This window comes from Streptomyces sp. NPDC005181, assembly GCF_040608395.1.
Taxonomy (GTDB): Bacteria; Actinomycetota; Actinomycetes; order Streptomycetales; family Streptomycetaceae; genus Streptomyces.
In genome coordinates this window covers 16546-31089 of record NZ_JBEXID010000079.1, presented here as the reverse complement: position 1 = coordinate 31089, position 14544 = coordinate 16546, and the positions used below count along the sequence as shown (strand labels likewise).

The window sequence follows — 14544 nt, the reverse complement described above, 5'->3', positions numbered from 1 at the left end:
GCAACGGGACTCCCGATGATCGCCTTGCCTCAGCAACAAGTTGATCTATCAGGACGTCCCGTTGCTCATTCACCAGGGCTTGACCTGCCGCTCAACACTCAAACGCAACGGTGTTGAGGTTCGGGTGCTGAGGCGATCATGCAGGTGGTGGCCGGTGCGGCGGAGCCGGTCAAGGCCGGCGATGTCAGCGTCCGGCTGGGCAAGGGGACACTGCCCGGCCAATGCCGAGGTCTCCCGGTGACGGATGACCACCACGAAGTGATCAAGGCCCAGACCGGCTGCGAACCCTCAACCGGCCCCCACACCATCCCTCTTGACCTTCAACTTTCAAGATAGAACGGCCTTGCTGATTCCGGGATGAAACACCGGGAGGAAACGACCTCTGAGCACCGAAAGGCATTGAAGTCCCGGATCAGCGGGCGGTCACACGGCGACGCCGGCGTCCTCGCGCGGTCCCGCCGAGGCAGCCTCGGGGGCCCGGCCGGCCGGCGGCACGGTGGGGCGGGCGTCCGGCTCACCGGCGGGGCCGTCGGCCGCCGCGCGGCGACGCGCCACGAAGGCGATCGCGATGAGTGCGAGTGCGACAGTACCGGAGAGCGCGGGCCAGTACACATAACGGTAGTTGGACTCGGGCGCCGTGGGCAGGTAGGCGAGGACGTACAGGAGGGAACTGGCCCCGAGGAGCCGGAGTTCCCGGGTGTAAGGGCCGGTCCACCGGCGACGCAGCACAAGCACCAGCGAGACGGCCAGCCAGAACCAGCCCTGGAAAAGCATCGGCAGGTCGCGGGCGAAACCGGTCACATAGTTCTGCAGAGCGGACCTCAGTGTGTCGTTCAGCGGCGTCTTCTGCACCTCGGGGTGTAGTCGGGCGCCGGCATTGACATAGGTGCCGTTACGGAAGACCTGGTTGCTCTGGAAGAGCAGCTTGGTGAAGACCCGGACCCGGTACTCGGCGTAGCCCTTCCAGTGCTGCGGCATCTGCTGCGTCCACATCCGGACGACAACGTCGGCGTGCTGATTCAGATGCGTCACGTCGAATGGCCGGCGGTGCGGGTAGCACCGCAGGTACGCATCGGAGGTGATGTGCTGCTTCTGGCAGTTGACGGCGGTGGTGACCAGGCGGTCACGCAAGTCCGCGCTCGCGCCGGCCTGTTCGGCGGCGGCGCGCACCTGGGCCGGGGTGAGCACGTGGACGAGATCGTCCACCGGGATCACCGCGTACACGCGGGTGGCCAACGGGGCAGTGGCCGCGGACACACCGGCGCTGCCAACGATCACGACCGCGACGAAGACACCGGTGGCGGCCAGCCAGCGGCGTCGGCCCGGGGCGGGCCACGCCGCGAGGACCAACAGGGCGAAGACCGGGATCACGGCGGGGAAACCGTTCTTCCGTACGAGGGCGGCGTACGCGAGGAACAGCACACCCAGCACCAGCAGGGCCCAGCGGGTCTTGGCCCGGCCCTGTGGCAGCTCACGCACGGTGAGCGCGATCGCGAAGACTGCGAGGAGCGCGTACGCCAGGTGCACGTCCTTCCACACCACTCCCGTGAGGTTCATGATGTGCGGCGCGAAGCCGACGGCCAGCACCGCGAGGGAGAGCCCGCGGCTGCCGGTCTTCTTCCACACCAGCTGGGCGAGGACCCACAGCGTCCCCCACAGCACGGCGGCCTGCAGAGCGGCCATGGCCGAGAAGTCCCCTGTGATCTGGATGATGGTCCGCCACGCAAGCGCCATCACCGGCGGATGCCAGTCGTTCACCGGCTCGTCCCCCAGCGCCTGCCACAGCTGGGTGTTGCTGTCCGCGCTGAGGTATCCGGGGTGAAAGACGGTGGCCACCGCGTAGCCGCAGGCCGCCGCGATGGCCGCCAGGCACCACGGCCACAGCGTGCCGGCCCTCCAGGCTCTGCGCAGTGTGGTGGTCCACCGGTCGACGGTTCCGGACATGTGGGCGGGGGCCTCCCAGCCGATGATGACGGGTCGCGTTGTCGCTCAACTGCGAGCTGAAAGCAAACAGTTCGCGGGCAGCACGGTGGAAATCTATGCGTACCGGACCCCAATGGACAAACCGGAATGATTATTCGCCTGCACGGCGAGCTCGCCGTGCGGCATCACAAGATCGCCGGCGGAGACGGAAATCGTGATCGCTCACACTCGGCTCGGGCAACCCCCACCTGCTCGTCACCCGGCTCAACCGGACCCACCGCGGACCCGCCGGCGCCGCTCACGTCCGCGACGGCCTCGCCCCCGTCGACATCCTGCCCCGTATCCTGCGCTCCACCCGCCTACTCACCCTCGCAGGCGAACTCGACGCCAAGGTCCTCACCGCCTCACTGGGGATGTCCTACGCGGGAATCGCTCACAACCGGCTCAACCCGAATCCCCCAAGCCAATTCGACGCGCCATCCGGTGACTCACGCCGAGTAGACACTCCTGCACCAGCGGCTCTGCATCTATGACGCCCAGGTGAGTCCGAGCCTGGCGAGCTGCTCCTCGTCGAGGCCGAGGGGGTCCCGGCCGGGCAGGTTGATGCTCTGGTCGAGCAGCTGATGGCGTCCTCGCTCGGCCGCCTCCAGCCGGAGCACCTCGACGTCGATCTCCACCAGCTCCTTGCGCAGCCGCTCGGCCCGCTCCGCCAGCACGATCCGCCGCTGCATCACCCACGTCAGCACCTCGGCCACCAGCAAGACCCTCCCGTCCGCGAACTCCCCATTCCCCGCGGACAGTACGAGCACGGGACAACCACGGCAGGCATTTCCGGCAAACCGGCGACACGGCAAACGATCACCCGCTACCGATCACCTCGTCGACCAGCACGAGGACGCCACCCCCGACCCACACCAGGCCCGTGACCAGCAATTTCAGGATGCAATCAACTCAATGCCGAGCTGGTGGATCGTGAGGGGTCCGGTCGGCGTGCTCGGGCAGCATGCCGACAACACGGATGGGGACGCCGGTGCTCATGCGCGCGTCTCGAAGCCGAGTTCGGAGAGGAGGCCCTTGATGCGCTGCTCGATCTCGTCGCGGATCGGGCGGACCGCGTCGACTCCTTGGCCGGCGGGGTCGTCGAGCTGCCAGTCCAGATAGCGCTTGCCGGGGAAGTAGGGGCAGGCGTCGCCGCAGCCCATGGTGATCACCACGTCGAAGGCCTGGATGGCCTCGGTGGTGAGCACCTTCGGAACCTCTGCGGCGATGTCGATCCCGGCTTCGCGCATGGCGTCGACCACGGCGGCGTTGACCGCGTCGGCGGGGGCGGATCCGGCCGAGCGGACCTCGACCCGGTCGCCGGCGAGGTGGGTGAGGAAGGCGGCGGCCATCTGGGAGCGGCCGGCGTTGTGGACACAGACGAACAGCACGGACGGAACGGCGGGAGTGCTCACGGGTCTTCCTTGGTCAGTGGCTGGTGGTGGCGAGTTCGTGCTCACCGGGAGGGACGGCAACGATCGCTGCAGCGGGGGCGGGGCGGCCGAAGAGGACGGCGAGGGCTGGACCGATCGGCGAATTGGTCCCGTCCGCCACCCGGGAATTGGTCCATGCGGCCGGGATGTCCAGTACGTACGGTCGGGATCATGACGACAGCAGCGCCCACCACGATGAAAATCTGTGTATTCCTCTCCGCCGCAGACCTCGACGAGCGCTACACCCGGCCTGCCCGCGAGCTGGCGGAGCTGCTCGGCAAGGGCGGTCACACCTTGGTGTGGGGTGGATCCGATACCGGGCTGATGAAGGTCGTCGCCGATGGGGTGCGGGAGACCGGAGGGCGGCTCGTGGGGGTCTCGGTCACCTTTCTGCGGGAGTGGGCCAGGCAGGACGCCGACGAGATGGTGTTCGCCGATGATCTCGCCGGACGGAAGGCCCTGCTGCTCGCCCGCGCGGACGCGGTGGTCGTGATGGCGGGCGGCCTGGGCACGCTGGACGCGGTGACCGAGATCCTGGAGCTGAGGAAGCACGGCCTGCACGACAAGCCGGTGGTGCTGCTGAACACGGCTGGTTTCTACGACGGTCTGACACTCCAACTCCGCCGGATGGAGGAGGAGGGATTCTTGCCGCTGCCCCTGGACGAGTTGTTCTTCCCCGCCGACGCAGCTGCCGACGCCTTCGCCTACCTGGAGGAATCCGTTGGATTGCGGTGAGTCGACCACGGCGGTGTGCCGCGCTCGCCTGATGCTGCGAGGCCGGTTCCGGAGGCGGCGCAGCGGTCGCCCGCCGCCTGCTCAACCGTGGTCACGAGGGCTGGTTCGGTTCATGACGCCGACCGCGCACGGGAAGGGGCCGGCGGGTCGAGTGCATCGGGCCCCGGTGTTCGGCCACCTGAGACAGCATCCGCGTCACGACGGCCCTGCCTACAGCATCAACCCCGCGTCTAGGGCATCACCCTGCACAGGGTGTCCAGCGCACCCGTCCACGCACTGTCCGAGGGAGCCGCGTAGTTCACCACGAGGGCGTCCTGTTCGGGCAGCCGCCGGCCGGACTCCGACGCTTCGTAGCGGAACTCCGCGAGCCCACTGACTGCGAGGCCCTGCCGCGCTGCCGCCTGGACGACCGGGCGCTCCGTTCCGTGTGGGAGTTCGAGGACCGCTTGCAGTCCGGCGGCCATACCGGTCACGCGGACGCGGGGGGCCCTCTGGGCCAGGGCCGTGACCAGTTGGTCGCGGCGGCGCCGGTAGTGCAGCCGCATCGAGCGCACATGACGGTCGTACGCGCCTGACGTCAGGAACTCCGCGAGCGTCAGCTGTTCCAGCGCACTCGACATGTAGTCGCCGTACCCCTTGGCTGCGACGATCTCCGGGACCAGTTCCTCCGGCAGGACCATCCAGCCGAGCCGAACCCCGGGCGCCAGTGACTTGCTTACCGAGCCGAAGTACACCACCCGGTCGGGGTCGAGGCCCTGCAGGGCGCCCACCGGCTGACGGTCGTATCTGAACTCCCCGTCGTAATCGTCCTCCAGGATCAGACCGCCGGTGCGCCGCGCCCACTCGACAGCCGCCGTGCGACGGTCCGGGCGCAGCGCGACCCCCGTCGGGTACTGGTGGGCGGGTGTCATCAGTACCGCGCCGATGCCGTCCAACCGCGCCAAGTCGTCGGTGCGTGCGCCGTGTTCGTCGACGTAGACGGGCGCGGTGCTCAGGCCGGCACCGGTCAGAAGGTCGCGATAGAGGTCGAGTCCGTACGACTCGACGGCCACCGCCCGTACCTGCCGCGCCTTCAGCGCCTGTGCCATCAGCGCAAGCCCGTGGTGGAAGCCGGAGCAGATGACGATCCGCTCCGGCTCGGCGTACACTCCGCGGGCCCGCGCCAGATAGTCCGCGAGGGCAGTGCGCAGTCGGATCTGGCCGAGGGCGTCGCCGTAGCCGAAGGCGTCGTTTGGTGCCGCGGTCAGGGCGCGGCGGGCAGCGGTGAGCCATTGCGCGCGGGGGAAGTTCGCGAGGTCCGGTGAACCCGGCTGCAGGCCGTACATGGGATGTTTCCGGGTCGGCTGCGCGCGGGGGGCGGCGGGTGTGGCCCGGCGCGGCTCGGCCCGCGCGGCCACCCGGGTCCCCGATCCCTGCTGGGCGGTGAGCCAGCCCTCCGCGACGAGTTCGGCGTAGGAGTCGGTCACCGTGTTGCGGGAGACACCGAGATCGGCGGCGAGCGCGCGGGATGGTGGCAGTCGGGTGCCGGGCGCCAGGCGCCCCGTGCGCACGGCATCCCGGAGGGCGTTCGTGAGCCCGGCGCGCAGTCCCGGTCCGCGCAGTTCCAGATGGAGGTCGGCGCCGGGTTCGGAGGGCGGGCCGGCCTGTGAATTGGTCTGTGAATCCGTCACGGAAATGGACCCTACTTCAGTACCACTGGGTGCGTAGCGTTGCAGCCATGAACACGAACGAAGCACACGAAAGCCTGGAACGTCTTCCCGAGCACGCACCGCGTCTGGACTGGGCGCAGCTCGCCCCGGATGCATTCAAGGCCATGGTCCGCCTGGATACGGCGGCGAAGCAGGGAGTCGAGCCCGTCCTGCTGAACCTGGTCAAGATCCGCGCCTCTCAGATCAATCACTGTGCCTTCTGCCTGGACATGCACAGCAAGGATGCGCTTGCGGCAGGCGAGTCGGTGGAGCGGATCTTCCAGCTCGACGCCTGGCGGGAGTCCAGGCACTTCTACACGGCCAAGGAGATCGCGGCGATCGAGCTGACCGAGGCGGTCACCGTGCTCACGGACGGGTTCGTGCCGGACGAGGTGTACGCGCGGGCCGCGACGGAGTTCGACGAGAGCGAGCTGGCCCGCCTCATCGTTGCGATCACGACGATCAACGCGTGGAACCGCTTCGGGGTGTCCACCCGCCTCGTCCCCGGTCACTACACACCCGCCACCTGACCGATGGGCCCCGCGTCCGCAGCCGTACGCGACGGGGCCGGCGAACGCATGGCGCGGACTCGCATCCGGGCGCCGGTGGTCCGGGCGGACGTGCGGCCGGGACCGGCCGGGCCTGCTTGTTCGGCGGGTGTCCCGGGACCGGCCAGGGGGTTGAGGAACATCGGAACGAAAACCGGCGCTAAGCCCTGATCAGCCCTGGTGGGCGGCTGATGGATCGTCGGCCGCCGGACTCGTTTGAAGTCTTCCTGCAGATAACGCCCTATTATCTGCGGGAGCTTGATTCGTCACCTGCAGTGATGCTCTTTGGACCGCGCGCGAAGCGGCCCTGTTATCCGTGGCAAGGGGGAAGCGGTGCCCACCGTTGTGCAACTGCCGGCTGGGAAGGCGTTGACCGTCCGCGCGGCGGCCGACGCCTTTCTCGACTCGCTGCGCAATCCGAATACGGTTCGCAGCTACGCGACTGGCGTCGGCAAGACCGCGGAGCGGATCGGGGAGGGCCGCCCGCTGGGGTCGGTCGCGGACGACGAGGTCGGCGAGGCTCTGGAGCTGCTGTGGGGCACCGCGGCGATCAACACCTGGAACGCCCGCCGGGCGGCGGTGCTCTCGTGGCTGGGCTGGTGCGAGTCGTACGGCTACGAAGGTCCGGCGGTCCCGGCCTGGACGAAGCGGCTGGCGGTGCCGGACTCCGAGACCCCGGCCCGCTCGAAGATGGCCGTGGACCGGCTCATCGCCCGGCGCGAGGTCCACCTGCGGGAGAAGACGCTGTGGCGGATGCTCTACGAGACCGCCGCCCGTGCGGAGGAGATCCTCGGCGTGAACATCGAGGACTTGGACCTCGCCGCGCGCCGTTGCCCCGTGAAGGCCAAGGGCGCCCGGAGCAAGGCACGCCGCCGGGGCCGGGCCCGCGAGGACTTCGTGCTGGAGACTGTCTACTGGGACGCTGGCACAGCCCGGCTCCTGCCCCGACTGCTGCGCGGCCGCACCCGCGGGCCGGTGTTCGTCACCCACCGCCGCCCCGGCCCCGGCAAAGTCGTCGGCCCTCGCGATGCCTGCCCCGAGACGGGCCTCGCCCGGCTGTCATACGGACAGGCCCGCGCTCTGCTGGACGAGCGCACTGCAATGCGGGGACCGGGGACGGGCTGGGACCTGCACGAGTACCGGCATTCCGCCCTGACCCACCTCGGAGAACAGGGTGCCTCACTGCTGATGCTGATGGCGAAGTCACGGCACAAGAAGCCGGAGAACGTCCGCCGCTATTTCAAACCCTCCCCGGAGGCAATTGCGGAGCTCACGAGCCTACTTGCGCCCGGCAACGTTCAGCGCTGAGGCGCAAGGGCCGGTTCGCGGCGCAATGACGATCAGTTCGCGTCGTGTTTGCTGGCACCGGAGGTTCGCTGTGTGCTGACTGCGACAGGATGCCCTGATCGGCCGTGGCGGGCAGCCTCGACCAAATGGTCCCCCGCTTCGCTGCGGTAGTACAGCACCGACCGCCCTGCGCGCCGCCGCCGGACGAGTCCCGCGTCCAGCAGTACCTTCAGGTGCCTTCCCACGGAGCCCAGTGCCAGTCCGGTCAGTGCCACCAGTTGGGTGGTGCTCATCGGAGTGCTCAGGAGGGTTAGAGCCCGGGCCCGTTGCGGACCGAGTAGGGCGCGTAGGGCGTGGGGCGTCGGACGGGCCTCCCGCCCGGTCAGCACGCCTGAGCACGGATACACCACGGCGTACCGATGGGGTTCGTCCCAGGTGACCCAGGCGCTGCGTGGGGTGACGGGGACGAACAGGAGTTGCGCCCCGGCAATGTCGCGGGGCGGGTTGTCGTGGGCGTTGATCTGCAGTTGGCCCTCGCCCAGCCAGCGAGTACGGGGGCGTAGGCCGTCGAGGGCTGTGGCCCAGCCGCCCTCGCTCAACTGTTGGGTGCGGGCGACGATATCGGCTTCCAGGATGCGGCGGCGCCGCTCCCAGTCCGGAAGGACTGTGCGGGTCCATACCCACTCCAGCAGGGCGGCAGCGCGTTCGGGGAGGTCATCGCGGCGTAGCACGGGTGGGAGGGGCCCGCCGCCCAGGGCCGTTGCCAGGTCGGCGCGGGCGCATGCGGATGGGGTGGTCCGGACGCGGTGTAGTTCCTCGTCGATGTGAGGGATCCCGTCGCCCACTGGGGCTGGGATGAGGAAGTCGGCGATCCAGCTGTGGTGGTAGCCGGCCCGGATCACGGCTGCCGCCACCGGATCTCGGCCCACCTGCTCGCGGTAGGCGCGCAGGTGGGCCTCCAGCCACTTTTGTTGTGCCGGGTGGGAGGCGACGGCCTCTTCCAGGTCGATGAGAGTGGCGACGGTTTCCGCCAGAGGCGAGATCACGAACCGGCTGCGAGCCAGGGTGTCCGTGTCGAGCAGCCAGAGCCCCATTGTTTCGCCTCCGTGCGAAACATTAACAGTGTCACGGTGGCTGCTCGGACACTCCCCGTCATGCGTACTTACCGAGAAGTATTTCGCACCCCCGAGTTCACGCCGCTCTTCGCCGCCAGCGCATTGTCAGTGGCTGCATCCACGGTGAGCGGGCTGGCTCTGGGCACCCTGGTCCACTCCGCCACCGGGTCCCCACTGCTCTCCGCTCTAGCGATGTTCGGCCCTTCCCTCGCCCAGGTCGTCGGCGCGGCCACCCTGCTGTCGGCTGCCGACCGTCTTCGTCCGCGCGTCGCCATGGCGGGCCTCGCCCTGGCTTTCGCGGTGGCTGCCGCCGTCCAGGCAGTTCCCGGCCTACCGGTGTGGACAGTCTTTGCCGTCCTGGCGGTCGAAGGCCTGATCTCCTCAGTGGGTGGCGGGATCCGCTTCGGCCTGCTCAACGAGATCCTCACCAAGGACGGCTATCTGCTGGGCCGTTCGGTCCTTAACATGGCTGTCGGCACCCTGCAGATCTGCGGCTACGCCCTTGGTGGCGTCCTCGTCTCCCTGATTTCGCCGCGTGGCGCGCTACTCGTCGGTGCACTGCTGTATGTGGCTACCGCAGCTGTGACCCGCCTCGGCCTCACCGACCGGCCGCCCCGTGCCACCGGCCGTCCGTCGATCGCCGCCACCTGGCGCGTCAACACCCGTCTGTGGACGTCCGTGCCCCGCCGCTACGTCTACCTGGCGCTGTGGGTCCCGAACGGCCTCGTTGCGGGATGCGAGTCCCTCTATATCTCCTACGCCCCCGAGCACGCTGGGCTCTTCTTCGCCTGCGCCGCTCTCGGCATGCTCGCTGGCGACACGCTCGTGGGACGCTTCCTCCCACAGCGGTGGCGTGAACGCCTCAGCTCCCCGCTACGGCTGCTCCTCGCCGCCCCCTATCTGCTGTTCTTCCTGAAACCGGGGCTCTCCGTCGCCTTGGCCGCCGTCACCCTGGCGTCCGTCGGCTTCGCAGCGAGCCTCCTGCTTCAGGAACGCCTGATGCAGCTGACTCCCGACGAGCTGAGCGGTCAGGCACTCGGTTTGCACGCCTCCGGCATGCTCACCCTGCAGGGCATCGGCGCCCTCCTCGCCGGTACTATCGCCGAACTCACCACGCCTGCTGTGGCGATGACGGCCATGGCAACCGCTTCCGTCGCTGTAACCCTGGCGCTCGCTCCAGGACTGCGGGCGCGTCCGCAGGTCGTTGCGGCAGCATGAGACGCGGAACCGGCGGGGTGGGTCAGCAAGACAGCAGTGTGCTCAGGGACCGGGACCGGTCTGGCCAGCCACGCTCGGCCGACCAGGCGAAATGGCCGCCTCCCCCGCGCTGATCGCCGGGCGATCACCGCTGGACGCGCACCAGTCTCCAAGGCCGAATGAGCTCCAACGTCATGCCTCGTCGATCGCGTCCTTGGCGCGTAGGGGCCTCATTCCGCCGGGTAGATTGGGGAGTTGGAAGGAGTACCGGCCCAGCATGTTGATGTGCTGCCGCACGAACGGGGAGAGGCGGGCGACGTCCTCGTCACGGACTTTGAACCCGTCCCCCCGCAGCTGGTTCACTGCAGCGTCCATGTACCGGGTGTTGAACAGGACGACGGCGTTGAGGACCAGGCCGAGCGCGCCGAGCTGGTCTTCCATGCCGTCCTGGTAGCGCTGGTAGAGCTGCCCCGAGCGGCCGTGGAAGATCTTCCGGGCGAGCGCGTGGCGGCCCTCCTGGAGGTTGGCCTGTGCCTTGATCTGGCGGCGGTAACCGGGCTCGTCGGCCAGGCGCAGGATGTGCAGGGACTTGGCGATCCGCCCGTAGTGGGCGATCGCGTCGCCCAGCGGGGTCGGCCGCCCGTCCCGCGACAGCATCCGGATCACGTCGTACGCGCGCACGGCGCCAGTGTGGATGGAGCCGATGATCCGCAGGATGTCCTCCCACCAGCGTTCGATCCGGACGAGGTCGACCCGGCCGCGGGCGGCTTCCTGGAAGGCGCCGTAGTCGGTGGTGCGGTCGATGCGCCACATCTTCTGGTCCGGCAGGTCCGCGAGCTGCGGCGCGTACGCGAACCCGGCCAGGGTGAGGAGTCCGAAGACGATGTCGCTGTACGAGGCGGTGTCCGTGACGATCGTCTCCGGGCGCTTGCCGCCGTCCCGGTCGTAGAGGACGTCGAGCACGTACAGGGAGTCGCGCGGGGTGCCGGCCACCACCTTCCCGCCGAGCCCTGCCGCCTGGTCGTTGATCATGTTCAGCCAGGTGGCGCCGCCCCGGCGCCCGAAGTACTTGGGGTTGGGGCGGGCGTAGACCGAGGGGACGGGGACGACGAACCGCATGCCGTCGACGGAGGCGACCAGCCCGCCGCCCCACACCTGCGCGAGGCCGATGGATGCCTGGTGCTCGATGAGGGTGGCGTTCGCGGCCCTGTAGGTGGCCAGCCGCAGATACGTCTGATCGACGTGGGACAGCCTGCCGTACTTCAGCTCGTCGATCCCGCCGATGACCGGTGTGTAGCCGACGTTGCAGCCGTGCGCGACCAACAGCGCGGCGACCGTCACGTGCAGGTCCTTGAGCCTGCCCTCGCCGCCGGTGATCGAGGTGAACGCCTGGTCGGCGCCGGTCCAGGAGAACACCTCCAACAGGACCTCCGGCAGGTCGACGCGGGGCATCATCGCCTCCACCGCCTTCCGCAGGTCGGTCAGGGAGGCGGGTTCGGGCTCCGGCTGAAGGGCGGCGAAGTGCAGGCGGCCGTCGTCGTCGAACACGATCTGGGAGTTCGCCGGCACCCGCCCGGCGACCTCCCGGTACGTGCCGTCCAGCAGCGCGGCCCGCGCCGCCAGGTGCTCACCCGGCTCCCCGGGCAGGTTCAGGGAAGCCAGCACGGTCGGGCGGACCTGCTCCCACGCCTCGCCGTCCAGCAGCTTCGCCCGCGGGTCGCCCCACTTCGAGGAGTTCTTCGCGAACACTTCCCGCCGGCGCAGCAGCCGGTGGAAGGACTCCAGCACGCAGAACACGTAAGCCTTCCAGTCCACCGTGCCCGCCTCCAGGTGCGGCGCGCTCAGCACCAGCCGCTTCCACGAGCCCACCAGCAGCGACGTGTCGATCTCGTCTGATCCGACCTTCTTGCGCCCCATCAGGTCGGGCAGCGACTTCAGCGCCTTGAGGACCGGCAGGCCCTCCGGGGTGGCGCCGAAGTCGACGGCCTGGACGAGGAGCGCCAGGAACGGCCGTACGGTGGGGAACCGGGTGACCAGCATCGTCCGCCATGCCTCGTCCGCGTCCGAGTCGATCGGCGGCGCCAGCTCGAACAAGGCGGCGATCGCGGCGGTCAGCTCCTCGCGCGGCACCACCTCCTCGATGCGCTCCCACATCGCCGTTAGTGTCGCCACCTCCGGCGGACTGATCTCCCCGGACTCGGTGTCGACCTGCTCGCTCGTAGTGTCGAACACGACCCGGAACGCGGTCGCCAGCCTGATCCCGGCCCGCTCCATCCTCGGCAGCGTCTTCAGCTTCTGCTTCGCCGTCTCCCGCTCCGCCCGCGCCAGCAGCTTCGTCGCGATCAGCACCTCCAGCAGGTCCAGCGCGTCATCGACCGCCCGGGACGTCAGGTAGACCGCGGTGGCCAGCAGCGTCGCCAGCCTGCGCGAGTCACCGTGACGACGCAGCAGGGACGCCTTGCCGTCCACGCCGTACCGCGACAGCTCCGCCAGCCGCCGCGGCGGTATCCCGGACACGTCCAGCTCCCCCATACCGAACGCGTCGATCTCCGCCGCCCGCTCAAGCGCCCACTTCATCTGCGGGCCGGAGATCCGCACCGGACCGCGCCGTAGCCGGTCCAGCTCCGACACCCGCGCACCGGGCGGCACGGTCAGCAGGGAGTCGAGCACCGCCCGCTGACCCGTGCTCAGCAGCCCGTAGAGGCTGTCCCACAGCCGCTGGTTCGCCGCCTCCCGCACCGAGGCCACCAGCCGGGCCAGCGTCGTCACGCCGGGCAGCAGCACCCGCCGCTCACGCAGCCACCCCACCGCCGCGTCGAACAACGCTTTCGGGCCCTCCCCGGTCGTCCAGGCCCGCGCGTCCACCCACACCCGCAACTCGGCTTCCGCCTCGGCGAACTCCGTGTACTCCAGGAGCTTTCGCAGCTCACGGACGTGGGCCAGCCGGGTGTTCTCCCGTTCCCCGTACGCCTTCAGCGCCGAAGCATCCGCGATGCCGAGCTGCTCGGCGAGGTAGTCGACGACCTCGGCCGGCACGTCGGTCGGGTCGTCCGGGAACACCCCGAGGTAGCGCGCGGTCGTGAGCTGGGCCGCGAAGCCCAACCGGTTGTGGGACCGCCGCTTGCCCTCGATCAGCTCCCGGTCCGCGTCGTCCAGGAAGAAGAACCGCTCCAACTCCGTACGGGACGGCGCCCCGTCGTACGCCGCGTACGCAGCGGCTTGTGTATCCGTCAGAAACTCGACCGGCACCCCGGACCTCCACACAGTCAATGATCAACACGACTGTTGAAGGCTCCGCCCTCGAAGAAGTCCAGGTCAAAGCGCTCTCAGGTGCACGGGAGGCTTAGCGCCGGTTTTCGTTCCGATGTTCCTCAACCCCCGGCCATGCGTCATGCGTCCTGCACGTGAACACAAGGAGATCACGTTGAGTACCGTTCCTTCTCTCCCGCACCGGCTGTCCCTGGCCCGTGCCGCTGACGAGTTCGTGCTCGCCACCGTCCTGCTGTTCCTCGCGGTGACGGCCGTCCGGTGGCTGCGTGATCCGGACTCCGCCCTCTACGTCGCCGACCGCGACGCCGCAATCGCCGTCATCGGCGCCTTCAGCGGGGCTATCCTCACCGCACTGATCCTCACCCCGCCGGGCAGGCGCAGCGGGGGACACATGAATCCCGCCGTGACGGTCTCCCTCTGGCTGATGGGCGCCTTCCCGGGCCGGAGTGTCCTGCCGTATGTGCTGGCCCAACTCGCGGGTTCCGCGGCAGGGACGGGGCTGGCGCGTCTGGTGTGGGGACGCCCGGTCTCCCTCCCGTCGGTCGACTACGCCGCGATCATGCCCGCGCCCACCTGGCAGCCCGCGTCCGTCTTTCTCGCCGAGACGGGAAGCATGGCGGCCATCGTCCTCGTCGTCGGGTTCCTCCTGACCCATACCCGCTTTACTCGCCTACTGCCGTACGCCATCGGACTGTCCGTCGCGCTGGTGATCGCCCTGCTCGGCACCCGCAGCGGGGGCTCGATCAACCCCGCCCGCCAACTCGGGCCCGCCGCGCTCGCCGGGCAGACCAAGGATCTGTGGATCTATCTGGTGGCGCCGGTTCTGGGAGCGGCGATCGGCGCCTGGCTCGACCACGTCCTCGGCCGGCGCCGGCTGATGGCTGCGGAGGGCCGGGCGCAGGTGTCGGCAGTCGCGGAGCAGAGCAGGGTGTGGGGCCCTTGGTCCGAATTCACCCAGGTACGGCATCGTGACGGTCACAGGGTCGAACGTGCGGCTGTGCGTGGCGTCGGTGTCCAAGCAGGACGGCCGGGACCGGTGGGTGGTGTGGGCGACCGGCAAGGCATTGTTCCCTGGACGGCCCAGGGGACAGTGGCCGAATCACTCGCGACCGAGCTGCCCCTTCCGGGCCGTCCGCCGATCGGTGTCGAGATGCGCGACACGCAACTGCGCAGCATCTGGGTGAACGACATCCAGGGCTTCAAGGACAGTGTCCCCCTCCCCCGGCGGCCGAGCCGCAGACTGACGGAGGCGGCGCCTGGCACGGAGGCTGACGGGAGGTGGTGATTGCACGTTCGAAGCTCCCCGCTC

Annotated in this window: 11 protein-coding genes; 5 read left to right on the top strand and 6 right to left on the bottom strand. The window is 69.3% G+C overall.

Features of this window, described 5'->3' with window-relative positions:
- Positions 1–423: 423 nt before the first annotated feature.
- From ABZV38_RS32125 to ABZV38_RS32115, 3 genes are all read right to left on the bottom strand, one after another.
- A complete protein-coding gene (locus tag ABZV38_RS32125) occupies positions 424–1944 on the bottom strand; it encodes a hypothetical protein (protein WP_356331960.1) in 1521 nt (506 codons plus the stop codon).
- A gap of 506 nt (positions 1945–2450) precedes the next feature.
- On the bottom strand, positions 2451–2732 hold the full coding sequence (locus ABZV38_RS32120) for a hypothetical protein (protein ID WP_356331959.1): 282 nt from the start codon (positions 2730–2732) through the stop codon (positions 2451–2453).
- A 225-nt stretch (positions 2733–2957) separates the two neighbouring features.
- A complete protein-coding gene (locus ABZV38_RS32115; protein ID WP_356331958.1) occupies positions 2958–3377 on the bottom strand; it encodes an arsenate reductase ArsC in 420 nt (139 codons plus the stop codon).
- 213 nt (positions 3378–3590) lie between these two features.
- Here ABZV38_RS32115 and ABZV38_RS32110 point away from each other — a divergent pair, with 213 nt between their 5' ends.
- Positions 3591–4130 carry a TIGR00730 family Rossman fold protein gene (locus ABZV38_RS32110; protein WP_356331962.1) on the top strand — a complete coding sequence of 180 codons (540 nt, stop codon included), beginning with the start codon at positions 3591–3593 and terminating at the stop codon, positions 4128–4130.
- A gap of 230 nt (positions 4131–4360) precedes the next feature.
- Here ABZV38_RS32110 and ABZV38_RS32105 read toward each other — a convergent pair whose 3' ends face one another.
- Positions 4361–5800, bottom strand: a complete 1440-nt coding sequence (locus ABZV38_RS32105) for a PLP-dependent aminotransferase family protein (protein ID WP_356331957.1) — start codon at positions 5798–5800, stop codon at positions 4361–4363.
- A 47-nt stretch (positions 5801–5847) separates the two neighbouring features.
- Here ABZV38_RS32105 and ABZV38_RS32100 point away from each other — a divergent pair, with 47 nt between their 5' ends.
- Both ABZV38_RS32100 and ABZV38_RS32095 read left to right on the top strand, forming a co-directional pair.
- Positions 5848–6348, top strand: a complete 501-nt coding sequence (locus ABZV38_RS32100; protein WP_356331956.1) for a carboxymuconolactone decarboxylase family protein — start codon at positions 5848–5850, stop codon at positions 6346–6348.
- A gap of 351 nt (positions 6349–6699) precedes the next feature.
- Positions 6700–7674 (top strand): site-specific integrase, encoded by a 975-nt coding sequence (locus ABZV38_RS32095; RefSeq protein WP_356331955.1) that lies wholly within the window; start codon positions 6700–6702, stop codon positions 7672–7674.
- A gap of 32 nt (positions 7675–7706) precedes the next feature.
- On the opposite strand, the gene ABZV38_RS32090 is transcribed toward ABZV38_RS32095, so the two are convergent.
- Positions 7707–8747: a winged helix-turn-helix domain-containing protein gene (locus ABZV38_RS32090; protein WP_356331954.1), complete on the bottom strand. Its 1041-nt coding sequence runs from the start codon at positions 8745–8747 to the stop codon at positions 7707–7709.
- Positions 8748–8807: 60 nt separating this feature from the next.
- On the opposite strand from ABZV38_RS32090, the gene ABZV38_RS32085 reads away from it, so the two are divergent.
- Entirely contained in the window at positions 8808–9986 is a 1179-nt protein-coding gene (locus ABZV38_RS32085; protein WP_356331953.1) for an MFS transporter, read from the top strand.
- Positions 9987–10157: 171 nt separating this feature from the next.
- On the opposite strand, the gene ABZV38_RS32080 is transcribed toward ABZV38_RS32085, so the two are convergent.
- A complete protein-coding gene (locus ABZV38_RS32080) occupies positions 10158–13214 on the bottom strand; it encodes a Tn3 family transposase (RefSeq protein ID WP_356331952.1) in 3057 nt (1018 codons plus the stop codon).
- A gap of 175 nt (positions 13215–13389) precedes the next feature.
- On the opposite strand from ABZV38_RS32080, the gene ABZV38_RS32075 reads away from it, so the two are divergent.
- Positions 13390–14520, top strand: a complete 1131-nt coding sequence (locus ABZV38_RS32075; protein WP_356331951.1) for an MIP/aquaporin family protein — start codon at positions 13390–13392, stop codon at positions 14518–14520.
- The last annotated feature ends 24 nt before the right edge of the window (positions 14521–14544 follow it).

What these genes read in the sequence shown, in the direction of transcription:
- ABZV38_RS32125 (WP_356331960.1), bottom strand. Translation starts at nt 1,944, where the DNA reads ATGTCCGGAACCGTCGACCGGTGGACCACCACACTGCGCAGAGCCTGG.
- ABZV38_RS32110 (WP_356331962.1), top strand. Translation starts at nt 3,591, where the DNA reads ATGAAAATCTGTGTATTCCTCTCCGCCGCAGACCTCGACGAGCGCTAC.
- ABZV38_RS32100 (WP_356331956.1), top strand. Translation starts at nt 5,848, where the DNA reads ATGAACACGAACGAAGCACACGAAAGCCTGGAACGTCTTCCCGAGCAC.
- ABZV38_RS32090 (WP_356331954.1), bottom strand. Translation starts at nt 8,747, where the DNA reads ATGGGGCTCTGGCTGCTCGACACGGACACCCTGGCTCGCAGCCGGTTC.
- ABZV38_RS32085 (WP_356331953.1), top strand. Translation starts at nt 8,808, where the DNA reads ATGCGTACTTACCGAGAAGTATTTCGCACCCCCGAGTTCACGCCGCTC.